Below are 26764 nucleotides of genomic sequence, written 5' to 3'. Positions count from 1 at the left end.
ATCGGGTTCAGGGGCCCCCCCCCCCCTGTCGCCCAAACCCCCCCGGGCCGGGGGGGGGGGGGGCGCCCCCCCGCGTTCCCCAGGAGCAGGTTCCCCCTACGGCTGGTCCACCGCCGAGCCCACCAGGAACTGCGAGTACGCGCCGACGGTGAGGAACGACGGGAAGTCGTCGGCCAGGGCGACCGCCCGGAAGACGGCGGCCGCGTCGTCGACCCGGTCGTCCGCGGACCGGGGCAGCTCGGCAACGACCTCGCGCACGAGCTCCTCGACACGCTCGCGCGTGATGGGCTGGCCGTCGTCGTCGGTGCGGGTGCCGGCCGCGATCCACTGCCACACCTGGGACCGTGAGATCTCGGCTGTGGCCGCGTCCTCCATGAGGCTGTCCAGTGCGGCGGCGCCCGTGCCGCGCAGCCACGCGTCGATGTAGCGGATACCGATCGACACGTTCGAGCGCAGGCCCGCCGACGTCACCGTGGCGCCGGAGCGGCGGACGGAGGCGACGTCGAGCAGGTCGTGCTGCCCCACAGACACGTCCGGCCGCTGGCGCGCGACCTGGTGCGGTGTCTCGCCGAGGACGGCGTCGAACTCGGCGCGGGCGACGTCGATGAGGTCGGGGTGCGCCACCCACGTGCCGTCGAAGCCGTCGCCGGCTTCACGCCGCTTGTCGGCCCGGACCTGCTCGAACGCCCGCTCCGTGACCTCCGGGTTGCGGCGGTCCGGGATGAAGGCGCTCATGCCGCCGATCGCGTGCGCGCCCCGCTTGTGGCAGGTCTGCACGAGCAGCTCCGTGTACGCCCGCATGAAGGGGGCGGTCATCGGGACCTGCGACCGGTCGGGCAGGACGTACGAGTCCCCGCGGGTGCGGAACGCCTTGATGATCGAGAACAGGTAGTCCCAGCGGCCGGCGTTCAGGCCGGCGCAGTGGTCACGCAGCTCGTAGAGGATCTCCTCCATCTCGAACGCGGCAGGCAGGGTCTCGATGAGGACGGTCGCGCGGATCGTGCCGCGCGGCAGCCCGAGGGCGCTCTGCGCGAGCACGAACGCGTCGTTCCACAGCCGCGCCTCGCGGTACCCCTCGAGCTTCGGGAGGTAGAAGTACGGGCCGCGACCGCGCGCCACGAGCTCGCGTGCGTTGTGGAAGAAGTACAGGCCGAAGTCGACCAGCGAGGCCGACGCGCACTCCCTGACGCCGTCGGGGGCGGTGTAGCGCAGGTGCTTCTCGACCATGTGCCAGCCGCGCGGCCGGAACACGATCGTCGGGAGCTCCGCGAGGCGCGGCGAGCGCAGCTCGTAGCTCTTGCCCGCCTCGTTGGTGAAGGTGAGCGTGCCGCGGATCGCGTCGCGAAGGGCCAGCTGGCCCTCGACGACGTTGCGCCAGGTCGGGCTCGACGCGTCCTCCTGGTCGGCGAGCCACACCTTCGCGCCCGAGTTGAGGGCGTTGATCGTCATCTTCGGGTCGGTCGGGCCTGTGATCTCGACGCGGCGGTCCTCGAGCCCGGGCGCGCCGGCCGAGCCCGCGACCCGCCACGACGGGTCCGCCCGCACCGGACGGGTCTCGGGGCGGAAGTCCGGGTCGGCGCCGTCCGCGACCTCCTGGCGGCGGCGACGGCGCTCGGCGAGCCGCTCGCTGCGGCGGATTGCGAACGCGTCGTGGAGCAGGGCGAGGAAGTCGAGCGCCTCGGGCGTCACGATCTCGTCGTAGCGCGGGCCCAGCGTCCCGGTCACGCGGACGGAGCCGCGGGCGGTCGCGTCGCCGGTTCCGGTGCCCGACGTCGAAGCGGTCGCCTCGGGCGAGCCGGTGTGGTTCTCGATGGTGGAAGTCATGGCGGTCCTCCTCGTTCTCCGGGTTGTCAGGAGCTCCCCGTGGCGTACCCCGGGGAGCTCCTGACAACCGGGGTGGGGCTTAGTGGAACTGGGCCGTCTCGGTGGAACCGGCCAGGGCGAGGGTCGCGGCGTCCGGGTTGAGCGCGGTCGCGACGCGGTCGAAGTAGCCCGTGCCGACCTCCCGCTGGTGGCGGGTGGCGGTGTAGCCGTCGGCCTCGGAGGCGAACTCGGCCTCCTGCAGCTCGACGTAGGCGCTCATGGCTCGCTCGTTGTAGCCGCGGGCCAGCTCGAACATCGAGTGGGACACGGCGTGGAAGCCGGCCAGGGTGATGAACTGGAACGCGTACCCGTACGACGCGAGCTCGCGCTGGAACTTCGCGATGGTGGCGTCGTCGAGGTGCTTCTTCCAGTTGAACGACGGCGAGCAGTTGTAGGCGAGCATCTTGCCCGGGAACTCTGTGTGGATCGCCTCGGCGAACTCACGGGCCAGGACGAGGTCGGGCTCGCCGGTCTCCACCCAGATCAGGTCGGAGTACGGGGCGTACGCCAGGCCGCGGGAGATGACCGCATCGAGGCCCGGTCGCACGCGGTAGAAGCCCTCGGCGGTGCGCTCACCGGTGGTGAAGGCCTGGTCGCGCGGGTCGACGTCGGACGTCAGCAGGTCGGCGCCGAGCGCGTCGGTGCGGGCGATCACGATCGACGGGACGCCGGCGACGTCGGCCGCGAGCCGAGCGGCCTGGAGCGTGCGCACGTGCTGCGACGTCGGGATGAGCACCTTGCCGCCGAGGTGGCCGCACTTCTTCTCGGACGAGAGCTGGTCCTCCCAGTGCACGCCCGCCGCGCCGGCCTCGATCATTGCGTGCATGAGCTCGTAGGCGTTGAGCTGGCCGCCGAAGCCGGCCTCGGCGTCGGCCACGATGGGGGCGAGCCAATCACGGGTCGGCGTGCCGTTCTCCGCGACGTCGATCTGGTCGGCCCGCAGGAGCGCGTTGTTGATGCGACGCACCACGGCCGGGACGGAGTTCGCGGGGTAGAGCGACTGGTCCGGGTAGGTCTGCCCGGCGAGGTTGCCGTCGGCGGCGACCTGCCAGCCGGACAGGTAGATGGCCTTGAGGCCCGCCTTGACCTGCTGCACGGCCTGGTTGCCGGTGAAGGCGCCGAGCGCGGCCACCCACTCCTCGGTGTGCAGGCGCTCCCACAGGAGCTCGGCGCCGCGGCGAGCGAGCGTGCGGTCCTCGCGGACGGAGCCGCGCAGTGCGACGACGTCCTCGGCGGAGTAGTCGCGGCAGATGCCGTTCCAGCGCGGGTCCGTCGTCCAGGACTCGGCCAGCTCGGCGGCGGTCTGCGCCTGGTCGCCCGGTCGCGCGGTGCCCGACGTCGGGGCAGTCGCCTCGGTGCCCGGCTCGCGGGGCGTCTCGTCGAGGGAGCGGCGGCTGACGATGGTGGGGGTGCTCATGGCGTGACCTCCTGTGGTGAAGCCTCCGGTGCAGACCGGGGGTGGAACGTCCGGCTCGTCCGCGTTGCGGTGCCGTGCGTCTACCTTCCGTCACTCAGCAAGCCCCTCCCAAGGGGTCATCGCGTAGAAGATTCGGGAAACTTCTGCTGGACGGAAGCCTTCGCGTATGTCACCCTCAACCATGGCCAGCACGACGACGAATCCTGGAACCGGGCGAAACGCTCCCGGCCGAACGCTCGGTGTGGTGGTACACCCGGGCGAGCGTCCGACGTCGGACCGCGGCGCCAGAACCGTTGGTCCGCCCGCCGGGGCCGAGCCGGACGCCCTGACGATCGGACGCCGGGTGCGGCACCTGCGGACCTCGCGCGGGATGACGCTGGAGGATCTCGCGAACGCGATCGGGCGAGCGCCGTCGCAGGTCAGCACGCTGGAGAACGGCAAGCGCGAGCCGAAGTTCTCCCAGCTCCAGGCCATCGCCAGGGCGCTGGGCGCCACCGTCGAGGACCTGCTGTCGGCGGAGCCGCCGTCGGCCCGCGACGGGCTCGAGATCGAGCTCGAACGGGTGCAGCGCGGCCCGCTGTTCGCGTCGCTCGGCCTCGCGGGCGTGCGGGTCGGTAAGTCGCTGCCGAGCGATGCCCTCGAGACGATCCTCGCGCTGCACCACGAGCTCGAGCGCCTGCACACCCAGCGCGCGGCCACGCCCGAGGAGGCGCGGCGCGCCAACGCCGAGCTGCGCGCGGACATGCGCGCCGCCGACAACTACCTGCCGGACCTGGAGGAGGTCGCCCGCGGGCTGCTCGCCGAGGTGGGGCACACCACCGGGCCGCTGCCCGAGCGGATGGCCGCGGAGATCGCCGCCCACCTCGGCTTCACGCTGCACTACGTGAGCGACCTGCCGCACTCGACGCGGTCCGTCATCGACACGCGCCATCACCGCGTCTACCTGCCGTCCACCGGCATGCGCGGGCGGTCCAACGCGCGTTCCGCACTGCTGCAGTCCCTCGCCTCGCACGTGCTCGGGCACTCCGAGCCAGGCGACTACGGCGAGTTCCTGCGGCAGCGCGTCGAGGCGAACTACCTCGCCGCCGCGCTGCTCGTGCCCGAGAAGACCGGCGTGCGGGTCCTGCGCGACGCGAAGGAGGCCCGCGCCATCGCCATCGAGGACCTGCGGGACGCGTTCGCCGTCTCCTTCGAGACCGCCGCCCACCGGTTCACCAACCTCGCGACCCGGCACCTCGGCATCCCGGTGCACTTCATGAAGGTGCACGAGTCGGGGATCCTGCACAAGGCGTACGAGAACGACGGCGTGCGGTTCCCGGCCGACGCGCTCGGCGCCGTCGAAGGGCAGCACGTCTGCCGGCAGTGGACGGCTCGCGTCGTGTTCGGCGTCGAGGACCGGTTCAACCCGTACGCGCAGTACACCGACACGTCGTCGGGCACGTACTGGTGCACCTCACGGGTGGAGAACACCGCCGACGGCGCGTTCTCCGTGTCCGTCGGCGTGCCGTTCGCGCACGTGCGATGGTTCCTCGGGCGGGACACGACCGAGCGGGCGGTGTCCCGCTGTCCCGACGAGGGCTGCTGCCGGGTGCCGCCCGCGGCGCTCGCGGATCGGTGGTCGCAGTACGCGCTGCCGTCGGCGCGACCGCACGCGTCGATGCTCGCGGCGATGCCGTCGGGCGCCTACCCGGGTGTCGAGACCACGGAGGTCTACCGGTTCCTGGACCGTCACGCGCCTGCCTGACGGAAGGAGCACGCCCGAGACCGCCTCCAGGTCGCTCAACCCATGGGTTGAGCGACCTGGAGGCGGTCTCGGGCGTGCTCCTCAGCGATGGCCGGCCGTCCGGCCCAGCCGGGCGAGCGTGGACCGGACCTGCTCGCCCACGTGTCCGCGATGGCGCAGGTGGTCGTAGGTGTACCGCAGGACCACGATGCGACCGTCCGAAACGAGGCCGTTCTGTCGCTCCGCGTCCCGGCTCCTGGCCATCCGGGAGCTGTGGAACTCGTCGCCGTCGATCTCGACGACGAGCCACCTGCTGCCCGGCAGCTTCCACGCGAGGTCGGCGCGCCCCAGGAACCGGCCGGACTCGTCGAAGAACTCGTGCTGCAGGTCGTCCGGCGGCACTCCGGCGTCGACGCACTCCAGTCGCGCGAAGCTCTCCAGGACCGACTCCGACCGGCCGTCGACCTCGCCGAACCACGCGTGCGCCGTCTCGGCTCCGGGCCGGCCCCGCAGCATGTCGTGCAGGTGCGGCAGGTCTTCGGGCTGGAGGAGCTTCCCCGTCGAGCAAGCCGTCCAGGACCGCGACCGCGCGATACCGGCCCAGGCTTGGCAACGCCTGCGCGAGGGCGACGAGGAGTGTCACACATCGCCGCTCGGGATGGCGGTCGGCTGGTGTCACGTCGTAGCAGCGGACCCGCACGCCCGGGCCGACCTTGGCGTGACGCACGCCCGGCAGCGCGGCCTCGGGGTCGATGCGGAGGGGCAAGCCGCGGACGCCGTGCAGAGCGAGCGCGCAAAGGCCCACCGCGACCGCCGTCGGACCGCAGGCGAGCAGCGCGATCCATGCGGATCGCCGGCGCAGGTGGTCGAGGACGTCCGGGCCGGTTCGGGTGGTCGGAGGCCTCGGGTCCGTGTCGTAGATGCCGTGCGTGAGGTGCTGCCACCGGCGGTGCGCCACGAGCCGTGACCGGCGGGCCGAGCTGACGCCACGCTCGGTGCACTGGGCGGCGGAGAGGAGCCCCTCCTGCCCGATGGCCAGGTCGAGCAACCCCTGAGGAATCGGCGTGAGCTTCCGCGTGCGCATGAGCCGATCGCACCAGGTGCGGCCTCGGCATGACGGGCTGCGCCGTGTGATCTGTGGACAGATACCTCGATCTTGAGGTTGTGGTTGGCGCCCGCGGGGCGGCTTCTGGTCCGCGGGCGCGCGAGACCTCCAGAAGGCTCAAGTCATCGGTAGAGCGACCTGGAGGCGGTCTCGCGCGTACCCTCCTGCGCGAGGTGCTGTTCCCGCTGGTCCGGGCCGCGCGGCCAGCAGGTATGACCGCGGCTGGGGTCGTATCGTCAGGCGAAAGGTGCGCGCGTAACGGAACCGCAGGCATCGGGACGGGAAGGTTGTGGCGCGATGACGGAGGTGCAGTGGAGCGTGGGGGCCGAGGGACGAGGCACGCGCGCGTAACGGAACCGCAGGCATCGGGACGGGAAGGTAGTGGCGCGATGACGGAGGTGCAGTGGAGCGTGGGGGCCGAGGGACGAGGCACGCGCGCGTAACGGAACCGCAGGCATCGGGACGGGAAGGTAGTGGCGCGATGACTTCAACGACGAAGGATCTCGGCGAGGGTCTGGACAAGGTGGTGGCCTCCGCTGCGCAGGCAGTGGCGGACATCCCGGACGGCGCGTCCTTGGCGGTCGGCGGCTTCGGCCTGTGCGGCAACCCGATCGCGCTCATCGAGGCCCTGCTCGCGCAGGGCACGCGGGACCTGTGGGTGGTCTCGAACAACTGCGGCGTCGACGACTGGGGCCTGGGCGTGCTGCTCGGCGCCGGCCGTATTCGAAAGATGACCTCGTCCTACGTCGGCGAGAACAAGGAGTTCGAGCGGCAGTTCCTGTCCGGCGAGCTGGAGGTGGAGCTGACGCCCCAGGGCACGCTGGCGGAGAAGCTGCGCGCGGGCGGCGCCGGGATCGCGGCGTTCTTCACGCGCACCGGCGTCGGCACGCAGGTCGCCGAGGGCGGCCTGCCGCAGCGGTACGACGGCGCAGGCGGGGTCGCGCTGGCCAGCCCCGCCAAGGAGGTGCGGTCGTTCGGCGGTGCCCAGTACGTGCTGGAGGAGTCGATCACGACGGACTTCGCCCTCGTGCATGCCCTGAAGGGCGACCGGCACGGGAACCTCGTGTTCAACAAGTCCGCGCGCAACTTCTCGCCGCTCGCCGCGGCGGCCGGGCGTGTGTGCATCGCGCAGGTCGAGGAGCTGGTCGAGCCGGGCGAGATCGACCCGGACGCCGTGCACCTGCCGGGCGTGTTCGTGAGCCGTGTCGTCGAGGTCGGCCGCGACGTCGAGAAGCGGATCGAGCGCCGGACCGTGCAGGCTCCGGCCACAGCCACGAAGGAGGCCTGAGCGATGGCGCTCACCCGGCAGGAGATGGCCGCGCGCGCCGCGCGCGAGCTGCAGGACGGCTGGTACGTGAACCTCGGCATCGGGCTGCCGACCCTCGTGCCCAACTACGTGCCCGGGGACCGGCACCTCGTGCTGCAGTCCGAGAACGGCATCCTCGGCGTGGGGCCGTACCCCACGGAGGACGCCGTCGACCCCGACCTCATCAACGCCGGCAAGGAGACCGTGACCGTGCTGCCGGGCGCGGCCTTCTTCGACTCCGCGCTGTCGTTCGGCATGATCCGCGGCGGCAAGATCGACGCCGCCGTGCTGGGCGGCATGCAGGTCTCCGCCGCGGGCGACCTCGCCAACTGGATGATCCCCGGCAAGATGGTCAAGGGCCCCGGCGGGGCGATGGACCTGGTGCACGGCGCCGGGCTCGTCATCGTCCTCATGGAGCACGTCGCCAAGGACGGCTCGCCCAAGATCCTCAGGGAGTGCTCCCTGCCCCTGACCGGGCGCGGCGTGGTGGACCGGATCATCACGGACCTCGCCGTGCTCGACGTGACGCCGGACGGGCTCGTGCTGCGCGAGCTTGCGCCGGGGGTGAGCGTGGCGGACGTCGCGGCCGCGACCGAGCCAGAGCTGATCGTGCCCGACGACGTCGCGGTCGTCCCGGGCGTGGGCGCCGCAGGGGTGGGCGCATGACGCCGCAGATGGATGCTGTGCCGGAGGGTTACGCGGGCGCCGGGCGGACGTACGGTGAAGCGTAGGAGGGGCGCCGGAGCCGACGCCCGGGACGGAGGTGGCATCGTGACCGCACAGAACCCTGAGACCGGCGACGTCGTCGTCGTGTCCGCCGCGCGGACGCCCCAGGGGCGGCTGCGGGGTTCGCTCGCGGCGCTGACCGCGGTGGAGCTCGGCGCGGTCGCGGCGCGGGCCGCGCTCGACGCGGCCGGGCCGCTCGCGGGCGAGGTGGACGCGGTGATCTTCGGGCAGGTGCTCCAGGCGGGCGCCGGGCAGAACCCCGCCCGGCAGACCGCTGTGGCCGCGGGCGTGTCCTGGTCCGTGCCGGCGGTCACGATCAACAAGGTGTGCCTCTCGGGGCTCGCCGCGGTGGTCGACGGCGCGCGCCTGCTCCGCACCGGCGAGGCGTCAGTGGTGCTGGTCGGCGGCCAGGAGTCGATGACCAACGCGCCGCACCTGCTGCCGGGCGCTCGGTCGGGGCTCGGCTACGGGGATGCCACGCTCCTGGACGCGACGGCCCACGACGGGCTCACGGACGCGTTCTCGCACGAGTCGATGGGGCTGTCGACCGAGCAGGACAACGCGGGAGACGCGCACGTGACCCGCCAGGAGCAGGACGCGATCGCGGCGGCGTCGCACCAGCGGGCGGAGAAGGCCTGGGCCAACGGCCTCTTCGACGACGAGCTCGCGCCCGTGACCGTGCCGCAGCGGCGCGGGGAGCCGGTGGTGGTGCGCACCGACGAGGGCGTGCGGCCCGGGACCACGGCCGAGGGGCTGGCGGCGCTCCGGCCCGCCTTCAGGAAGGACGGGACGATCACGGCCGGCAACGCCTCCCAGATCTCCGACGGCGCGGCGGCGCTCGTGCTCACCACGCGGGGTCTGGCCGAGTCGGCGGGCGTGCCGGTGCTGGCCACCGTGCGCTCGGCGGGCCGGGTCGCCGGGCCGGGCACGACGCTGCACTCGCAGCCCGCGAACGCGATCGCGGCCGCGCTCGCCCACGAGGGCTGGAGGGCCGAGGACCTGGACCTCGTCGAGATCAACGAGGCGTTCGCGGCGGTCGTGGCGGTGTCGGCGCGGACCTTGGGGGTGGACCTCGACCGCGTCAACATCCACGGGGGCGGTATCGCTCTGGGGCACCCCATCGGGGCGTCCGGGGCGCGCCTCGCCGTGCACGCCGCGCACGAGCTGGCGCGGCGGGGTGGCGGCCGTGCCGCCGTCGCGCTGTGCGGCGGCGGTGGCCAGGGGGAGGCCCTGCTCCTGGAGGCGTGACCCTTCCGGCGGAGAGCGCTCAGTGCTCCTCGCGGTCCCTCTCGTCGCCGATCAGCGCGCCCACCTCGTCCGGGACGTTGTCGCGGTTCATGTCGGCGAGGCGCGCCTGCCGCACGTCCCAGCGCAGCGTCAGCGCACCCAGCAGCGCCGCGATCACGGACGCCGCGAGGATCGCGACCTTGGCGCCCGCGGTGTGCTCCGACCCGTGCTCGAAGGACAGCTCCGCGATCAGCAGCGAGACGGTGAAGCCGATCCCCGCGAGGAAGGCGATGGGCAGCAGGTCCCGGACGCCGATGCCCGGCGCGAGCCGCAGCGGCGTGAGCCGGGTCAGCAGCCAGGTGGTGCCGAGCACGCCGAAGAGCTTCCCGACGATGAGCGCGACCGCGATCGCCATCACGACCGGCTGCCCCAGCACGCCGCCCACGCCTTCGCCGTCGACGAGCGTGACACCCGCCGCGAAGAAGGCGAAGACCGGCAGGGCGAGCCCCGACGAGACAGGCCGCAGCTCGCGCTCGAGGCGGTGGACGCGCGTGCGCTCCTCGCCGTTCATCACCACGGCGGGCACGACGAACCCGAGCAGGACCCCGGCGATGGTCGCGTGGATGCCCGACGCGTGCATCAGCCCCCAGGCCCCCGCTGCGACAGGGAGCATGAGCCACCAGGGCATCCGCGGCCGGCGCGCGAGCCACGCGAACACCGCGACCGCGAGCAGCGCCCCGCCGAGCACCGGCCACTGGATCTCTTCCGTGTAGAAGATCGCGATGACGATGATGGCGAGCAGGTCGTCGACGACGGCGAGCGTGAGCAGGAACGTGCGGATCGAGGCGGGCAGACCCTTGCCGAACACGGCAAGCACAGCCACCGCGAACGCGATGTCGGTGGCCGTGGGGATCGCCCAGCCGTGCAGCGACTCCCCGCCGTCGAGCAGGAGCAGGGTCACCACGTACAGCGCAGCGGGTAACGCCATGCCGCCGACGGCGGCGAGCATCGGCACCGCGGCCTCGCGCGGGCTTCGCAGCGAGCCGGCGACGAACTCGTGCTTGAGCTCCAGCCCGACGACGAAGAAGAACAGCGCGAGCAGCCCGTCCGAGGCCCAGGCGGCGACCGTGAGATCGAGGTGCAGCACGTGGGGGCCGATCACCGTCTGCGACAGCGCCGTGTACGCGTCGCGCCAGGGCGAGTTCGCCCAGACCAGTGCGATCAGCGCAGCGCCGATGAGGAGCGCGCCGCCGGTGGTCTCGCGCGTGACCCAGCTGCGGGTCCTCTTACGGGCGCGCTGGACGGCGGCGATCGGGCCGGTCGCCGCGGTGTCGTCGGGGGCGGGTGCGGTGGCCATGGGCGTCCTGTCGGTCGAGGAGTCGCTGAGGAGGGGGCCGAAGCCCCCGACGCCGACCAGACTTCCCGGCACACCTGCGGACAGGATATCGGAGCGGCCGGGCTGCCTGCTGCGGCGCCCGCCGCTCCGGTCTCACTCGATCCCTTCCGTCGAGTGAGACCTGCGTTCCGCTCCGGGCGAGTGCCTCGTTCCTCGGCCCTCACCCTGCGCTGCACTCCGGTCTCACTCGAGGTCCTGGGCCACCTCCAGCAGCCGGGTGACCGTGTTCCAGTTCCGGCCCGTCATCGGGCTGCCTGCGGCCTTGTCGAGCACGTCGGTCGTGAGGCGGGAGCGCCCGATCCCGTCGACGTAGTGCACGTAGACGACCCCCTTCTCGACGGCGACGAACTCGCGGCCCGGCACGGACAGGTCGATCCGGGCGATCCCGGCCGCGTCCACCGGGCCGAGCGGCACGTGCACCTGGAGGTGCGACGGGTCCTCGCGGGCCGCTGCGGTGAACGGGTTGGCGCGGACGATGTCGGCAAGGCGCGAGGTGGTGAGCGCCACCGCGGGCACGTCGATCCCGAGCCGGGTGGCCAGGCTGTCGTGCACGAGGCGCGCGACCTCCTCCGGGGAGCGGGCGCCGGAGGTCCCGGTCGTGACCACGAGGTTGCCGCTGGTCAGCAGGGTGCGCACGTCCGTCAGGCCGACGTCCTGCGCAGCTCCGCGCAGGTCGGCGGCGGACACGCGCCGGTGAGGGCCGAGGTTGACTCCCCGGAGCAGCACGACGTAGGCAGTCATGGGCTTCATCCTGCCGCGCCAGGCTGGGTGTTGTCAGAACCGTTCGACGGCCCGGCGCGATCTGGTCCCGGACCCTGCATGGTGACGTGGTGCACCCGGGCGACCGTCCGTCGTCGGGCCGAATGCCATTTTCACCTGCCCACTTGACTCGGTCTTGACCTTCTGGCAAAGGTGTTGCCAATTTGTGAACAGTTGGTGACATCTTGCGACGCGCCGGTCTCGGGGTCTGGTCATGGGTGTGTCTCCCGCGTAGTTTCCGAACAAGGACGACACCCAGCCGTCCTTCGGGAGGCCAACCTTGGAGTACGTACTCCGTGCAGGAGGGCCGGCCCCGGCTCTGCGGCACGTGGCGTGCCCAGGACCGGTCGACCGCCCCACACACGGCGCTGACGCGCCGGAGGGAGTACCTGCCGTGGCTCATTCCGCAACCCCTCACACCGCCACCCCGGCCGACGCCGCCGACACCGCGGGCGGCGACGAACGCCGCACGTTCGTGGTCGACACGTCGGTCCTGCTGAGCGACCCGCGCGCGATGCTGCGCTTCGCGGAGCACGACGTCGTCCTCCCTGTCGTCGTCATCAGCGAGCTGGAGGCCAAGCGACACCACGCCGAGCTGGGCTACTTCGCCCGCAGCGCCCTGCGCCTGCTCGACGCACTGCGCGTGGAGCACGGCCGTCTCGACGCCCCCGTGCCGGTCGGTACCACCGGCGGCACGCTGCGCGTGGAGCTCAACCACATCGACCCCACGGTGCTGCCCGCCGGCTTCCGGCTCGGGGACAACGACACGCGGATCCTCTCGGTCGCGGCCAACCTGGCCGCGGAGGGGCGCGACGTGACCGTGGTCTCCAAGGACCTGCCGATGCGGGTCAAGGCGTCGGCGGTGGGGTTGCGCGCGGAGGAGTACCGGGCGGAGCTCGCGGTGGACTCCGGCTGGACCGGCATGCGCGAGATCGACGTGACCGACACGCAGATGAGCGGGCTCTGGGAGAGCGAGTCGCTCGAGCTGACGGGGCTCGACCCGGCCGTGGTCGAGGCGGCAGGTCCGCTGATGTGCCACACGGGCCTCGTGGTCCACTCGCCGCGCGGTTCCGCGCTGGGCCGCGTCACGGCCGACAAGCAGGTCCGGCTCGTGCGGGGTGACCAGGACGTCTTCGGGGTGCACGGCCGTTCCGCGGAGCAGAGGGTCGCGATCGACCTGCTGCTGGACGAGGAGATCGGCATCGTGTCGCTCGGCGGCAGGGCCGGCACCGGCAAGTCGGCGCTCGCGCTGTGCGCCGGCCTCGAGGCGGTGCTGGAGCGGCGGCGGCACAAGAAGGTGGTGGTGTTCCGGCCGATCTACGCCGTGGGCGGGCAGGACCTCGGCTACCTGCCGGGCGGCGAGGCCGAGAAGATGAACCCGTGGGGGCAGGCGGTGTTCGACACCCTGGAGGCCCTGGTCTCCAAGGAGGTCCTGGACGAGGTCATCTCGCGCGACATGCTCGAGGTGCTGCCCCTCACCCACATCCGCGGGCGGTCGCTCCACGACGCGTTCGTGATCGTGGACGAGGCGCAGTCGCTCGAGCGGAACGTGCTCCTCACGGTCCTGTCGCGGATCGGGCAGAACTCGCGCGTGGTCCTCACGCACGACGTCGCCCAGCGTGACAACCTGCGGGTCGGGCGGCACGACGGCGTCGCCGCCGTCATCGAGGCCCTCAAGGGTCACCCGCTGTTCGCGCACGTGACCCTCACCCGGTCCGAGCGCTCGCCCGTGGCGGCGCTCGTCACCGAGATGCTGGAGTCGCTGGAGGTCTGACCGCCGGGCTGGAGGTGGAGACCAGAGCGAGCCTGCGAGCGCCGGTCTCCACCGACCAGAGGGCTACGACGACGGGACGTCAGGAGGCGGGGGCGGCCTCGGCGGCCTCGTTCGCCTGCGAGGCGGCGAGGATGAGCGCTGCGGCGACGCCCGCGCCGACGACGGCGACGGTCGCGACGGTCGCCGCGATGGCCACCTGGGTAGCGACGGTGGCGAAGCCGAAGTCGCTGCCCGCGATCTCCTCGGCGCGGTCCTCGGCGGCCTTGCGGTTCTCCTTGCCGACGACGCCGGCAACCAGACCCGAGCCGTGGATCAGGGAGATCAGGGTCGCGGTGCGCTCGTCGGGCTCGGCGCCCTCCAGGAGGACCTTCCGGAGGGTGGCGCGCAGCTCGGTCTCGTGGGCCGAGTCGGCTGCGGGCCAGCGGGTGACCGGGAGCATGGCGAAGAGCTTGGTCTCCTGCTTCTCGAGGATGCCGCGCTCGACCAGGCCTGCCAGGAGGTTCTCCTCCGCGTCCTTGGCGATGGCCTCGACGACGGCCTGGGCCTTGCCCTCCGTGTTCAGGACGGCCTGGAGGGCGGCGTCGAGCGCTGCGTGGCCGGTGGGGTCGTTGTTCGTGACCTGGACGTAGGCGTCGAGGGCCTGCTTGCGCTCCTCCTTGCTCGCGCCGGGCTGAGGCCCGCCCTTGACGAGCGTGCGGTTGGCGGCGGCGAGGTCGGCCAGGAGCGCCCCGGCGAGGCGGACGCCCAGGTTGTCGACGCTGGCGGTCTTGCCCGTCTCGTCGTCGACGGACAGGAGAAGGAGGTCTTCGGCAATCAGCATGGCGCGATCGTATATCCGGCATGCGCGACACGGGCGTCTCGTCCGGGTATCGACCACCCGGTGGCGAATCGCCGGCCACCGCGTATGCCGGGTGTCCATTGCCGGGTACGACGAAGGCGGCCACCCCGGTGGGCGGCCGCCTTCGGTCGTGCGACGCGGCCTGCCGGACGGAACCCCCCAGCCCCGCGGGTCCGGCTCTCGCGTACAGTCCGACAGTAGCAGGATTAGGTAAGCCTTACCAAACCTCGGCCGTGATGGATGTGCAGTTGGCGGGTATCCCGGCCGGAGTACCCGCCATCTGCGCACCCCAGCCGGAGGGGTCAGGGCTTGACGGGCGGCTTCGTCATCGACAGCACGTCCAGCGCGGTGTCGAGCTGGGCCTCGGTGACCTCGCCGCGCTCGACGAACCCCAGGTCGATCACGGCCTGACGCACCGTGATGCCGGCCTTCACCGAGTGCTTGGCGACCTTCGCGGCGGCCTCGTAGCCGATGACCCTGTTCAGCGGCGTGACGATCGACGGCGACGACTCCGCGAGGGCACGCGCGCGCTCGACGTTCGCCGTGATGCCGACGACCGTCTTGTCGGCGAGCACGCGGCTGGCGTTGGCGAGGAGGCGGATCGACTCCAGGACGCCCTGGGCGATCACCGGGATCTGCACGTTGAGCTCGAACGAGCCCGACGCACCCGCCCAGGCCACCGTCGCGTCGTTGCCGATCACTCGCGCGCACACCATGAGCACGGCCTCCGGCACCACCGGGTTGACCTTGCCCGGCATGATCGACGAGCCCGGCTGCAGGTCGGGGATCGCGATCTCGCCCAGGCCAGTGTTGGGGCCGGATCCCATCCAGCGCAGGTCGTTGCAGATCTTCGTCAGCGACACCGCGATGGTGCGCAGCGCGCCGCTCAGCTCGACGAGGCCGTCGCGCGAGGACTGCGCCTCGAAGTGATCGCGCGCCTCCGTCAGCGGCAGGCCCGTGTCCTGCGCGAGCAGCTCGATCACGCGCTGCGGGAAGCCGGCGGGCGTGTTGATGCCCGTGCCGACGGCCGTGCCGCCCAGCGGCACCTCCGCCGCGCGGGGCAGGGCCGACTGCAGGCGCTCCACGCCGTAGCGGATCGCCGCGGCGTAGCCGCCGAACTCCTGGCCGAGCGTCACCGGCGTCGCGTCCATGAGGTGCGTGCGGCCCGACTTCACGACGGTCACGTACTCGTCGGCCTTGGCCTGCAGCGCGCCCGCGAGGTGCTCCAGCGCGGGGATCAGATCCTTGATGACGCCCGACGTCGCTGCGACGTGGACCGACGTCGGGAACACGTCGTTCGACGACTGCGACGCGTTCACGTGGTCGTTCGGGTGCACGTCCTCGCCGAGGGACGCCGTCGCGAGCGTGGCGAGCACCTCGTTCGTGTTCATGTTGGACGACGTGCCCGAGCCGGTCTGGTACACGTCCACCGGGAAGTGCGCGTCGTGCACGCCGGTCGCGACCTCGTCGGCCGCGGCGACGATCGCGTCCGCGACGTTCTGCGCGAGGACGCCCAGCTCGGCGTTCGCCTTCGCTGCGGCCTTCTTGATGCGAGCCAGGGCCTCGATGTGCCCGCGCTCCAGCGGCGTGCCGGAGATCGGGAAGTTCTCCACGGCACGCTGCGTCTGCGCGCGGTACAGGGCGTGTGCGGGGACGCGCACCTCGCCCATCGTGTCGTGCTCGATCCTGTACTCGCTCGAGGACTCGGTGGCGCCCGGACCGGACGCAGGGACGACGGTGTCTGCTGTCATGCCTCTATCGTGCCGCACCACGGCGACGCCGTCCGGCGGCGGGAGCGACCTCGCGGCGGTGACCCGCGTCACGATGGCGCTGCCCGACGCCGGTCGCGCGGCTCGCGCGGGCGCGCGCCCGCGCGAGCTGCCCGCCTCGTGTGGTCGCGCGACCCGTGCGAGCTGCCCGCCTCGTGTGGTCGCGCGACCCGTGCGAGCGGCCCGCCTCAGCCCTTGGGCAGCTCGCCCACGTCGCCGACGGTGTCCACCAGCCGCGCGCTGCCCTCTGCCAGGTCGTACTCCACGCCCACCACCGCGCAGCGGCCCTCCGACACGGCGCGTGCCAGGCCTGCCGAGTAGCCGTGCAGCATCTCGACGGTGTGCCGGACGTGCTCCCGCCGCAGCACGTCGGGGTCCGCCAGGGCCTGCACGTCCATGCCCGATGTGCGCGACGTGAGGTTCACGATCGACGGGATCACGCGGTCCACGACGGCGCGGACGAAGCCTGGCGGCTGCTCGCCCGTCGCCAGCGTGTGCGCCGCGGCGGCCACGGCGCCGCAGCTGTCGTGACCCAGCACCACCACGAGGGAGGCACCGAGCACGTCCACGCCGTACTCGATCGAGCCGATCACCGTGGTGTCGAGGACGTGTCCGGCCGTGCGGACGACGAAGACATCGCCCAGGCCCTGGTCGAAGATGATCTCCGCAGCCACCCGGGAGTCCGAGCAGCCGAAGATCACCGTGTGCGGGTACTGCGCCGCCTGGAGCTCGCGGCGCCGGTCCGCGCCCTGCGACGGGTGCGCCGGCACGCCGGTCACGAACCGGTCGTTGCCCGCGCGGAGCATCGCCCAGGCGTCCTTGGGAGTGAGCTTCCCGACAGGGTCCACCGCGTCGTCGATCATCGCGCCACCTCCGCCCGGCGCGGCGGGTTCGCGCCGGCCCGCGAGACCGTCACCGCCGCGACCGCCACGCACTGTTCCAGAACTGCTGTCAGGGTCGCCGGGCCGATCGTGCGCAGCGCCTCCCGGCGCTGGGCCCCGAGCAGGTCGTGCTCCCAGAGCCCGTCGATCAGGGCTCCCATGAACGAGTCGCCGGCGCCCACGGTGTCCACGACCTCCACTCTGGGGGCCGCCACCTCCAGCGTGCCGGCGGCGGTCACCGCGAGGGCGCCCTCGCCGCCCAGGGTGACCACGACGAGGGCCGGGCCGGTGCTCCGGGGTTCGGCTCCGCCGTCGGGCGGCGTGCTCCCGGTGGCGCCCGCGAGCCAGGCGCGGGCGACGTCGGCCGGGGACTGGCCCGGGTAGAGCCAGCCGAGGTCCTCGTCGCTGACCTTGACCACGTCCGCGACGGCGACCAGCGCCTCGATGCGTGGCCGCACCGCGTCGGCGTCGCCCATGATCGCGGGGCGGGCGTTCGGGTCGTACGTCACGGTGGACGTGGCGCGTGCCGCCTCGAGCAGCGCGCGGACCTGCGATCCGCCCGGCTCCAGCACCGCCGCGATCGAGCCGGTGTGGACGGCGAGGGTGTCCGGCCCGGCCGTCGCTCCCGGCGGGACCTGCCACGTCAGGTCGAAGCTGTACGTCGCGGCACCCGAGCCGTCCAGCGTGGCCACCGCCACGCTCGTGCGCTCCGCGCCGTCGCTGCCCTCGACCACCGTGACGTCGGACTCCGCGAGCCAGTCCCGCACCAGGTCGCCCCGCGCGTCCCGGCCGAGCCACGTCGCGAGCCGCACCTCGCGGTCCAGCCGGCCGAGCGTCAGCGCGACGTTCGCGATGCTGCCGCCGGCGTGCTCCGCCGTCGAGCCGTCGGGCCGGTGCACCTCGTCGACCAGGGCCTCGCCGACCGCCAGCACGTGCGCGCTCACTCGTCCTCCTCCGCGACCGTGGCGGACGGGCCGGCCGACGCCACCTGTGCGGCCGTGAGGCGCTCGCGGGCGCCGTCGAGCCACTCCTGGCAGCGTGCCGCGAGGGCCTCCCCGCGCTCCCAGAGCGCGAGCGACGCCTCGAGCGGCTCGCCGCCTGCCTCGAGGCGCTGGACGACTCGCACGAGCTCGTCCCGTGCTTGCTCGTAGGACAGCGACGCCACATCAGGGCTCTGGCTGAGGTCCGTGTTCACGGGACCAGTCAACAACATGTCACCGACAAGCCGGCGGGCCCGTCCACAAGGTGTGTTCTTCGGCGCGCCGCCGTTGGTCGGGTTCGCGGTCCGCTTCGATCATGTGGTTGTGCACCGAACGGCAGGTCGCGTGGTGCGCAACCGCGTGATCGAAGCGGACCTTGGCACACCGTCTGGTCCGGCACGCCGGCCACAATCCGTTTGGTCCCGGCGCCGCGAGGCCGGACCATGGTGGCCCATGGGCCATCTCGAAGTCGCGCACGTGGAGTACCAGCTGCCGGACGGGCGCACCCTGCTGGGCGACGTGTCGTTCCGTGTCGGCGAGGGCAGCGCCACCGCGCTCGTGGGCCCCAACGGTGCGGGCAAGACGACGCTGCTGAGGATCGTCACCGGCGAGCTCAAGCCCCACGGCGGCACGGTCGCGATGTCCGGCGGGCTCGGCGTGATGCCGCAGTTCGTGGGGTCCGTGCGCGACGGGTCGACCGTGCGCGACCTCCTCGTGTCTGTCGCGTCGCCGCAGATCCGCGAGGCCGCGCGCGCCGTCGACGCGGCGGAGCTGGCCATGATGGAGGTCGACGACGAGGACGCCCAGATGGAGTACGCGCAGGCGCTCGCCGACTGGGCGGAGGTCCGTGGCTACGAGGCCGAGACGTTGTGGGACGTGTGCACCGTCGCGGCGCTCGGCGTCCCTTACGAGCGGGCGCAGTTCCGCGAGGCGCGCACCCTGTCCGGCGGCGAGCAGAAGCGGCTCGTGCTCGAGGCGCTGCTGCGCGGCACCGACGAGGTGCTCCTCCTCGACGAGCCCGACAACTACCTCGACGTCCCCGGCAAGCGCTGGCTCGAGGCCCGCCTGCAGGAGACACGCAAGACCGTGCTGTTCGTCTCCCACGACCGCGAGCTGCTGGCGAGCTCCGCCGACCGGATCGTGTCGCTCGAGCCCGGCCCCGCCGGTGCCGACGCCTGGGTGCACGGCGGCGGGTTCGCCACGTTCCACGACGCCCGGCGCGAGCGCTTCGCGCGCTTCGAGGAGCTGCGCAGGCGCTGGGACGAGAAGCACGCCCAGCTCAAGAAGCTCGTCGTCACCCTGCGGCAGGCCGCGGCCGTGAGCCACGAGATGGCCTCCCGGTACCGGGCCGCGCAGACGCGCCTGGCCAAGTTCGAGGAGGCCGGCCCGCCGCCGGAGCCGCCGCGCGAGCAGGACATCACGATGCGGCTGCGCGGTGGACGCACCGGCCTGCGCGCCGTGACCTGCGAGGGGCTCGAGCTGACCGGCCTCATGAAGCCGTTCGACCTCGAGGTCTTCTACGGCGAGCGGGTCGCCGTGCTGGGTTCCAACGGGTCAGGCAAGTCTCACTTCCTGCGGCTGCTCGCCAGCGGCGAGGTGGCGCACTCGGGGAGCTGGAAGCTGGGCGCACGCGTGGTGCCAGGGCACTTCGCGCAGACGCACGCCCACCCCGAGCTCGTCGGTCGGTCGCTGCTGTCCATCCTGTGGGAGGACCACTCGCTGCCCATGGGGCCCGCGATGTCGTCGTTGCGCAGGTACGAGCTCGTGGCGGCCGCCGAGCGGCCCTTCGACCGGCTCTCCGGCGGGCAGCAGGCGCGGTTCCAGATCCTCCAGCTCGAGCTGTCCGGCTGTACTGCGCTGCTTCTCGACGAGCCCACCGACAACCTCGACCTCGAGTCGGCCGAGGCGCTGCAGGAGGGCCTGGAGGCGTTCGAGGGGACCGTCCTGGCCGTCACGCACGACCGCTGGTTCGCGAAGTCCTTCGACCGGTACCTCGTGTTCGGGTCCGACGGCGTCGTGCGTGAGACCCCGGAACCGGTCTGGGACGAGCGCCGGGTGGACCGGGAGCGGTGACCCCCGGTCTGACGTGATCCGCCGCCGGCGCGGAAGCGGGACCCTGGCGGGAGCTCTCTCGAGCTCCCGCCAGGGTCCCGCTTGCCGAGTCCGCCGCCGACGGCGGTCAGCGGTCCTTCATCCTGCGGACGGCCTCCTCGCCCTCCTCGGCGACCTCCTGCGCGGCGTCCTTCACCTCGTCGCCGACCTGCTTGGCCTGGGCTGCGAGCGTCTCGCCGCGGCCTTCGGCCTGCAGCTTCGGGTTGTCCGTCGCGTCGCCGACGGTCTCCTTGAGCCGGCCCTTGGCCTCCTCGGCCTCGTGCTTGATCTTGTCGCCCATGCTCATGGCTACTCCCCATTTCGTGGAGCGTGTGCGCCCCCTTCTCGACGCTCTCCGCACTTCACGTTCGCACCGGCGACGGCAGCTCGCACCGGTACGTCAGGCGTTCGCCGCCGTCACCTCCGCCTCCAGCGACCCCTGGGCCAGGCGGACGTGGATGCCCGAGCCGACCGTGACGTCGTCGGGCGAGCGGACGACGTGGCCGTCTGCCCTCTGGACGACGGCGTAGCCGCGCTCCAGCGTTGAGGCGGGGGAGAGGGCACGGACCTGGGCCGCGAGGCGCCCGATCTCACCGGCGGCGCGCAGCAGGAGCGCGTTGAGCGCGTGGCGGGCGTGTCCGATCGCCTGCACCACCTCGCGCTCCCGCCACTCCACCATGACCTGCGGAGCGGCGAGCACGGGTCGGGACCGCACCCCGTCCAGGCCGTGCTGCTCGCGGGCGACCAGGGCGGCGACCGCCCCGCGCATCCGGGAGCGGGCCTGCGTGATCCGGGCGCGCTCCTCCGCGACGTCGGGCACGATCCGCTTGGCGGCGTCCGTCGGGGTCGAGGCGCGATAGTCGGCGACCAGGTCGAGCAGCGGCGCGTCCGTCTCGTGGCCGATCGCGCTGACGAGCGGCGTGCGGCACGCGGCCGCCGTGCGCACGAGCGCCTCGTTGCTGAAGGGCAGGAGGTCCTCCACCGACCCCCCGCCGCGGGCCACGACGATGACCTCCACCTCCGGCCGGGCGTCGAGCTCGGCGATCGCGGCGCCCACCTCGCGCACCGCGTTCACGCCCTGGACGGCGACCTCCCGGATCTCGAACCGCACCTGCGGCCAGCGGGCGCGGGCGTTGACCACGACGTCGTGCTCCGCCTTGGACTCGCGCCCGCACACGAGGCCCACGACGGCCGGGAGGAACGGCAGCGGCCGCTTGCGGTCGGGGTCGAACAGGCCCTCCGCCGCCAGGACCCGGCGGAGCTGGTCGATCCGCGCGAGCAGCTCGCCCACGCCGACCGCGCGGATCTCGCTCGCCTGCATCTGCAGCGTGCCGCGCTTGGTCCAGAACGTCGGCTTGGCATGGATCACGACGTGGTCGCCCTCGCCCGGAGGTACCGGCAGCATCGCCAGGATGCGGCTGAAGATCGTCACCGGCAGCGACACGTCGAGGTCCGTGTCCCGCAGGGTCAGGTACTGCTGGCCGCTGCCCGGACGATTGTTGAACTGGACGACCTGGCCCTCCACCCACACGGGTGGCATCCGGTCGACATAGACCCGGATCTTCTCCGACAGCACGCGCACGGGCCACGGGCGCGAGGCCGTGGTGTCGAGTGCTTTCTCGGGAAGGGGCAGCGGGGCGGTGGGCTGGTCTGTCACGGCTCCAAGCCTGCCGCACGCCACCCACACAAGCCCTCCTCACCGCTCGCCTAGACTGGCCGCGTGACCGCCACTGCCTCGTCCACCCTCACCAAGCGCGTGCTGCTGGCTGCCCCCCGCGGGTACTGCGCCGGTGTCGACCGTGCTGTCGTCGCCGTCGAGAAGGCCCTCGAGCACTACGGTGCGCCGGTGTACGTGCGCAAGGAGATCGTGCACAACAAGCACGTCGTCGAGACGCTGCGCGACCGTGGCGCGATCTTCGTCAACGAGACCGACGAGGTCCCGGAGGGCGCGCGCCTCGTCTTCTCCGCGCACGGCGTCTCGCCCGCGGTGCGCGCGTCCGCCGAGTCGCGCAACCTCGACACCATCGACGCGACGTGCCCGCTGGTGACCAAGGTCCACAAGGAGGCCGTCCGGTTCGCCGCCGACGACTACGACATCCTGCTGATCGGCCACACCGGTCACGAGGAGGTCGAGGGCACGGCCGGCGAGGCTCCCGACCACGTGCAGGTCGTGAACTCGCCCGACGAGGTGGACCAGGTCGTGGTCCGCGACCCGGCGAAGGTCGTGTGGATCTCGCAGACCACGCTGTCCGTGGACGAGACCATGGAGACGGTGCGCCGGCTGCGCGACAAGTTCCCCTCCCTGCAGGACCCGCCGAGCGACGACATCTGCTACGCGACCCAGAACCGCCAGGTCGCGGTGAAGAAGCTCGCCCCGGAGTGCGACGTGGTGATCGTCGTGGGCTCGGCCAACTCGTCGAACTCGGTGCGGCTCGTGGAGGTGGCTCTGCAGTCGGGCGCCCGCACGTCCTACCGCGTCGACCGTGCGACCGAGATCCAGGACGAGTGGCTGGAGGGCGCCACGACCGTGGGCGTCACCTCGGGCGCGTCCGTCCCGGAGATCCTGGTCAGCGACGTCATCGCCCGCCTCGCCGCACACGGCTTCGCCGACGTCGAGGAGGTCCGCACCGCGACCGAGGACCTCATGTTCTCGCTGCCGCGCGAGCTGCGCCCCGCGCTCAAGGCCGCCGGCGAGGTGGACCAGCGCCCGCGCCGCGACAAGCGCAAGGAGCTCCCGCTCGCCTGAGCCGGTGACCAGGGCCGCGCCCGTCAGCCGGCGGCAGCCTCGCGGCCGGCGGCGGAGCCATCCTCGGCCTCCGGCATCGCCTTCTCCACGGCCTCCAGGGCGCGCTTGTCGGACGTGACGAGCTCGGTGACCTCGAGCTCCTGGACGAGCACCTCGGAGTCCAGGAGCCGGTCGATCGCCACGACGCCGCCCTCCTCGGCGGCGAGGAGCTCCGGCTTGGTGATCGGCCGGGGCACCTCCTCGATGCCCTTCATCTCCTCGATCGTCGCGTCGACCACGTCCAGCTCGACCATGCGCCGCGCGGACGTGAGCACGTTCCGCTCGAGCGACCCGATCATCTGGTTGTAGCTCTTCGTCGCCGTCTCCAGGGCCCGGCCGGTCCGCGTGACGTGTCCCGTCATCGTGACGAGGCGCGAGTAGAGCTCCTTGCCGACCTTGAGCACCTGCGCCGCGTTCTCCGCGAGGGCCTCCTGCCGCCACGTGTAGGCGACGGTGCGCAGCAGCGCGACCATCGTCATGGGCGTCACGACGATGACGTTCTTGCGGACGGCGTACTCGAGCAGGTCCGGTTCGCGCTCCACGGCTGCCGACAGGAAGGCCTCGGCCGGGACGAACATCACCACGAACTCCGGCGCGGGCGAGAACTGGTCCCAGTACTTCTTCGACGCCAGGTCGTCCACGTGCTTCTTCATGTGCCGCACGTGCGCGTCCAGGCGCTGGTCGCGGTGGGTCGCGTCCGTGGCCTGCTGCGCCTCGAGGTAGCCGAGGAACGCGACCTTCGAGTCGACGACGACGTGCTTGCCGCCCGCGAGGTGGACCACCATGTCCGGCCGGAGCGAGCCGTCCTCCGTGTGCACGTGCTCCTGCTCGGTGAAGTCGACACGGTTGACCAGGCCAGCGACCTCGACCGTGCGGCGCAGCTGCAGCTCGCCCCACGCGCCGCGCGTCTGCGACGACCGCAGCGCCGTGACGAGGTCGCTCGTACCGTTGCGCAGCTCGGCCGACACCTCGGCGACGCCGCGCATCTGCTCCACGAGCGCGCCGTGCCCCTCGACGCGGGCCTTCTCAGCATCGGCGACCTCGCGGCGCACCTGGTCCACCGCCTTCGTCAGCGGGTCGACCATTGCGCGGACCGCCTGCTCCCGCTTGGCGAGCGCCTCGTCGCCCTGGACGGCCGACGCCCGCAGCCGCTGTTCGGCCAGCTCCAGGAACTGCTTGTTGTTCGCGGCCAGCGCCTCGGCCGCGAGGGCCTGGAAGTGCCGGGCGGCCTTCTCCTGCTCCTCGCGTGCCGCTGCGACCTGCTCCTCGGCGCGACGCTGCACAGCCAGGGCCTCGCGCTGTGCCGCCGCCACCTCAGCCTCGAGGCGGACGACCTGAAGCTCGGCCTCACGCCGCGCCGCCTCCGACTCGGCGCCGGCACGCGCGGCCTCGCCCTCGGCCATGCGCAACGCGGACGCGGCGCGGGACGCGCGCGCGAACCAGCCGACCGCCCCGCCTGCGGCGAGCGTCAGGAGGGCCACGAGCACGGTGCCGACGATGTCCATGGCCCCAAGGCTGCCACGAGCCACCGACAGACCTGCGGACCCACCCCGCGACTCTTGCGTCGTCGCAGGTCGCCGGCGGTGCCGCCTCCCCCTTGAGGCTGAGGCGTGGCGCGGACCGGCCTCGTCCCGGGGACCGATGACCGTGTCGGGGGTCACCGTTACGTTGGTGCCATGACCGCGCAAGCCGGCCCGCCGCCGTCGGGCACCCGGACCTCCGAACCACAGGGCGCGCCCGCCGCGCCGCCGCCCGACCTGGGGGCGGCCCTGAGCCTGCGCGGCCTGTGGAAGCGTTTCGGAGAGAAGATCGCGGTGAAGGGCATGAGCCTCGACGTGCCGGCCGGGTCGTTCTACGGACTGGTGGGCCCCAACGGGGCGGGCAAGACCACGACACTCTCGATGGCGACCGGTCTGCTGCGACCGGACTTCGGGACGGTCCACGTGCGCGGCACCGACCTGTGGCAGCGGCCGGACGAGGCGAAGCGAGGGCTGGGCGTGCTGCCCGACGGCGTGCGGCTCTTCGACCGCCTCACCGGCACGCAGCTCATCACCTACGCCGGCCTGCTGCGCGGCATGGACCGCGACACCGTCGCGTCGCGCACCGCGGACCTGCTGCGTGCGTTCGACCTGACGAAGGACGCGAACACGTACGTCGTCGACTACTCGGCGGGCATGACGAAGAAGATCGCCCTGGCGTCGGCGCTGATCCACGCGCCGGGCACTCTCGTCCTCGACGAGCCTTTCGAGGCGGTCGACCCGGTGTCGGCCGCGAACATCCGCGAGATCCTCGCGGACTACGTCGCGAGCGGCGGCACCGTCGTCGTGTCGAGCCACGTCATGGATCTCGTGCAGCGCATGTGCGACCACGTGGCGATCATCGCGGAGGGCCAGGTCCTGGCCGCGGGCACGATCGACGAGGTCCGCGGCGAGCAGAGCCTCGAAGACCGCTTCGTCGACCTGGTCGGCGGCCGCAGCACGGGGGAGGGACTGGGATGGTTGCGCAGCTCGTCCGCCTCAAGCTGACCCTCCTCGTCAACACCTTCCGCCGCAGCGTGTGGCAGACCGTCGGCCTCGTCGTCGCGTCGCTGTACGCGCTGGGCCTCGTCACCACGATCGTCGTCGCGGCCGTCGCGACGGGCGCCTACGACCCGGCGGCCGCGGGTCTCGTCCTCACCCTCGGCGGGGCGCTCGCGGTGCTCGGGTGGTGGCTGATCCCTGTGTTCCTGTTCGGCGTGGACGCCACGCTCGACCCGCATCGCTTCGTGACGTTCGCCATCCCGCGCCGCACCCTTCTGACCGGGCTCGCCCTGGCCGCGTGCATCTCCGTCCCGGGCATCGCGACGGTCCTCGCCGCCCTCGGCTCGTCGCTGGCCTGGTGGCGCGCGCCGGCCGTGCTGCCGATCGCCCTCCTCTCGGCGGCCCTGGGCGTGGCCACGTGCGTGGTCGGGTCGCGGGCGGTGACCACGGCGCTCGCGCCCCTGCTCGAGTCGCGCCGCTACCGCGAGGTGCTCGCGATCGTGGCGCTGGCCGCCGTCGTGCTCGTCGGGCCGGCGATCTCGTCGGTGATGCAGGCGCTCGGCGTTGCCGAGAAGGAGGTCGACGGCTCGTCTGTGACCGTCACGGTCGGTGGCGGCGAGGGCTTGGTCCGCGCCGCGGAGCAGCTCGCCGGGATCGTCGCGTGGACGCCCTTCGGCGCGGCCTGGTCGCTCCCGGCCACGCTGTACGACGGCGACCGGGCCGCCTTCGCAGGCCGGCTCGCCGTGGCGCTGGCGAGCCTCGCGCTCCTCTGGCTCGTGTGGGACAGGGCCCTCGCCCGCTCCCTCGTCACCCCCGCCGGTGGCGGGCGCGGCTCGGAGGCCAGGGGCCTGGGCTGGTTCGGCCGGTTCCCCGCCACGCCCCTGGGTGCCGTCGCCGCGCGCTGCACCACGTACTGGCTGCGCGACCCGCGATACTCCGGGTCGCTCGCGATCGTCCCGCTCCTGCCGATCGTCCTGTACGTCTCGGGCGGCGCCTCAGGGGTGCCGATCGTGCTGATCGTCGGGCCGGTCGTGGCGTGGGTGCTCGGGTTCGCCGTCTCCAACGACGTCGCCTACGACTACACGGCGTTCGCCCTGCACGTGTCGACCAGCACCGACGGACGCACGGACCGCTGGGGTCGCGCACTGCCGGTCCTCCTGTTCGGTGTCCCGCTCGTGGTGCTGCTCGTCGCGCTGTCGGTCGTGCTGACCGGACGCCCTGACATGCTGCCGGCGCTCCTCGGACTGAGCCTCGGGACGCTGCCGCTGAGCCTCGGCGTGGCCTCGGCCATCTCGTCCCGCTTCCTCTACCCGGTACCGAAGCCAGGGGAGAGCCCGCTCAAGCAGCCGCAGGGCGCGGCTGTGGCCACCATGGTCGCGCAGCTGCTCGCGCTCCTGATCACCGCCGGCCTGTCCGTCCCGGCGGTCGGGCTCACGATCTGGTCCGTCGCGACCGGGAACATCGCGCTCGGCTGGGCGGTGCTCCTGGTGGGACCGGCCGTCGGCATCGCCACGCTCCTCGTCGGGATCCGGATCGGCGCGCGCACCTACGACCGCCGTGCGCCCGAGCTTCTGCAGCAGGTCCTGTCGTTCCCGTGACGGCAGC

General features: G+C 72.6%; 22 protein-coding genes. 9 read left to right on the top strand and 13 right to left on the bottom strand.

The annotated features are described in order from the left end of the window. Positions 1–96: 96 nt before the first annotated feature. Together aceB and aceA are read right to left on the bottom strand one after the other, a co-directional pair. Entirely contained in the window at positions 97–1824 is a 1728-nt protein-coding gene (aceB, locus tag L1785_RS15400; protein WP_236090156.1) for a malate synthase A, read from the bottom strand. 79 nt (positions 1825–1903) lie between these two features. After that, complete coding sequence (gene aceA / locus L1785_RS15395; RefSeq protein ID WP_236090155.1) at positions 1904–3280, bottom strand: isocitrate lyase; 1377 nt, start codon at positions 3278–3280, stop codon at positions 1904–1906. 181 nt (positions 3281–3461) lie between these two features. Here aceA and L1785_RS15390 point away from each other — a divergent pair, with 181 nt between their 5' ends. Then, a complete protein-coding gene (locus tag L1785_RS15390; protein WP_372461874.1) occupies positions 3462–5024 on the top strand; it encodes a helix-turn-helix domain-containing protein in 1563 nt (520 codons plus the stop codon). A gap of 81 nt (positions 5025–5105) precedes the next feature. Here the strand turns inward: L1785_RS15390 and L1785_RS15385 are convergent, their stop codons facing one another. Then, complete coding sequence (locus L1785_RS15385) at positions 5106–5519, bottom strand: putative endonuclease domain-containing protein (RefSeq protein ID WP_236090154.1); 414 nt, start codon at positions 5517–5519, stop codon at positions 5106–5108. A gap of 1070 nt (positions 5520–6589) precedes the next feature. Between L1785_RS15385 and L1785_RS15380 the strand changes: the two genes are divergently transcribed. The 3 genes from L1785_RS15380 (at position 6590) to L1785_RS15370 (ending at position 9388) form a co-directional block, all read left to right on the top strand. Next, on the top strand, positions 6590–7396 hold the full coding sequence (locus L1785_RS15380; RefSeq protein ID WP_236090153.1) for a CoA transferase subunit A: 807 nt from the start codon (positions 6590–6592) through the stop codon (positions 7394–7396). 3 nt (positions 7397–7399) lie between these two features. After that, positions 7400–8080 carry a CoA transferase subunit B gene (locus tag L1785_RS15375; protein WP_236090152.1) on the top strand — a complete coding sequence of 227 codons (681 nt, stop codon included), beginning with the start codon at positions 7400–7402 and terminating at the stop codon, positions 8078–8080. A 105-nt stretch (positions 8081–8185) separates the two neighbouring features. Further along, complete coding sequence (locus tag L1785_RS15370) at positions 8186–9388, top strand: acetyl-CoA C-acyltransferase (protein WP_236090151.1); 1203 nt, start codon at positions 8186–8188, stop codon at positions 9386–9388. A 19-nt stretch (positions 9389–9407) separates the two neighbouring features. Here the strand turns inward: L1785_RS15370 and nhaA are convergent, their stop codons facing one another. Next, positions 9408–10724, bottom strand: coding sequence for a Na+/H+ antiporter NhaA (nhaA, locus tag L1785_RS15365; protein ID WP_236090150.1), 1317 nt, complete (start codon positions 10722–10724; stop codon positions 9408–9410). Positions 10725–10946: 222 nt separating this feature from the next. Further along, positions 10947–11504 (bottom strand): DUF1697 domain-containing protein, encoded by a 558-nt coding sequence (locus L1785_RS15360; protein ID WP_236090149.1) that lies wholly within the window; start codon positions 11502–11504, stop codon positions 10947–10949. A gap of 532 nt (positions 11505–12036) precedes the next feature. Between L1785_RS15360 and phoH2 the strand changes: the two genes are divergently transcribed. Continuing rightward, positions 12037–13296, top strand: coding sequence for an RNA 5'-3' helicase PhoH2 (gene phoH2, locus L1785_RS15355; protein ID WP_236090163.1), 1260 nt, complete (start codon positions 12037–12039; stop codon positions 13294–13296). Between the two features lie 79 nt (positions 13297–13375). Here phoH2 and L1785_RS15350 read toward each other — a convergent pair whose 3' ends face one another. The 5 genes from L1785_RS15350 to L1785_RS15330 form a co-directional block, all read right to left on the bottom strand. After that, a complete protein-coding gene (locus L1785_RS15350; RefSeq protein WP_236090148.1) occupies positions 13376–14116 on the bottom strand; it encodes a GOLPH3/VPS74 family protein in 741 nt (246 codons plus the stop codon). A 320-nt stretch (positions 14117–14436) separates the two neighbouring features. Then, positions 14437–15885 carry a class II fumarate hydratase gene (locus L1785_RS15345; protein ID WP_236090147.1) on the bottom strand — a complete coding sequence of 483 codons (1449 nt, stop codon included), beginning with the start codon at positions 15883–15885 and terminating at the stop codon, positions 14437–14439. A gap of 206 nt (positions 15886–16091) precedes the next feature. Then, positions 16092–16766: a carbonic anhydrase gene (locus L1785_RS15340; RefSeq protein ID WP_236090146.1), complete on the bottom strand. Its 675-nt coding sequence runs from the start codon at positions 16764–16766 to the stop codon at positions 16092–16094. Beyond that, positions 16763–17728, bottom strand: coding sequence for a carbohydrate kinase family protein (locus L1785_RS15335; protein ID WP_236090145.1), 966 nt, complete (start codon positions 17726–17728; stop codon positions 16763–16765). Before L1785_RS15335 ends, L1785_RS15340 begins: the two co-directional genes overlap by 4 nt. Then, positions 17725–17997: an exodeoxyribonuclease VII small subunit gene (locus L1785_RS15330; RefSeq protein ID WP_236090144.1), complete on the bottom strand. Its 273-nt coding sequence runs from the start codon at positions 17995–17997 to the stop codon at positions 17725–17727. The genes L1785_RS15335 and L1785_RS15330 overlap by 4 nt, the downstream gene beginning before the upstream one ends. Before the next feature lie 220 nt (positions 17998–18217). On the opposite strand from L1785_RS15330, the gene L1785_RS15325 reads away from it, so the two are divergent. Then, positions 18218–19837 carry an ATP-binding cassette domain-containing protein gene (locus L1785_RS15325; protein ID WP_236090143.1) on the top strand — a complete coding sequence of 540 codons (1620 nt, stop codon included), beginning with the start codon at positions 18218–18220 and terminating at the stop codon, positions 19835–19837. 106 nt (positions 19838–19943) lie between these two features. Here L1785_RS15325 and L1785_RS15320 read toward each other — a convergent pair whose 3' ends face one another. Both L1785_RS15320 and xseA read right to left on the bottom strand, forming a co-directional pair. Beyond that, positions 19944–20162 (bottom strand): CsbD family protein, encoded by a 219-nt coding sequence (locus tag L1785_RS15320; protein ID WP_236090142.1) that lies wholly within the window; start codon positions 20160–20162, stop codon positions 19944–19946. Between the two features lie 93 nt (positions 20163–20255). Next, positions 20256–21512, bottom strand: coding sequence for an exodeoxyribonuclease VII large subunit (xseA, locus tag L1785_RS15315; protein ID WP_236090141.1), 1257 nt, complete (start codon positions 21510–21512; stop codon positions 20256–20258). 63 nt (positions 21513–21575) lie between these two features. Between xseA and L1785_RS15310 the strand changes: the two genes are divergently transcribed. After that, positions 21576–22601 (top strand): 4-hydroxy-3-methylbut-2-enyl diphosphate reductase, encoded by a 1026-nt coding sequence (locus tag L1785_RS15310; protein ID WP_236090140.1) that lies wholly within the window; start codon positions 21576–21578, stop codon positions 22599–22601. Between the two features lie 23 nt (positions 22602–22624). Here L1785_RS15310 and L1785_RS15305 read toward each other — a convergent pair whose 3' ends face one another. Continuing rightward, positions 22625–24145: a DNA recombination protein RmuC gene (locus L1785_RS15305; RefSeq protein WP_236090139.1), complete on the bottom strand. Its 1521-nt coding sequence runs from the start codon at positions 24143–24145 to the stop codon at positions 22625–22627. Between the two features lie 171 nt (positions 24146–24316). Between L1785_RS15305 and L1785_RS15300 the strand changes: the two genes are divergently transcribed. Then, on the top strand, positions 24317–25165 hold the full coding sequence (locus L1785_RS15300) for an ABC transporter ATP-binding protein (protein ID WP_236090138.1): 849 nt from the start codon (positions 24317–24319) through the stop codon (positions 25163–25165). Continuing rightward, positions 25135–26757, top strand: a complete 1623-nt coding sequence (locus tag L1785_RS15295; RefSeq protein ID WP_236090137.1) for a hypothetical protein — start codon at positions 25135–25137, stop codon at positions 26755–26757. The genes L1785_RS15300 and L1785_RS15295 overlap by 31 nt, the downstream gene beginning before the upstream one ends. Positions 26758–26764 lie beyond the last annotated feature (7 nt).

It is taken from the genome of Antribacter soli, assembly GCF_021568775.1.
GTDB classification, from domain to species: domain Bacteria; phylum Actinomycetota; class Actinomycetes; order Actinomycetales; family Cellulomonadaceae; genus Antribacter; species Antribacter soli.
This window is presented reverse-complemented; position numbering and strand designations above follow the sequence as displayed.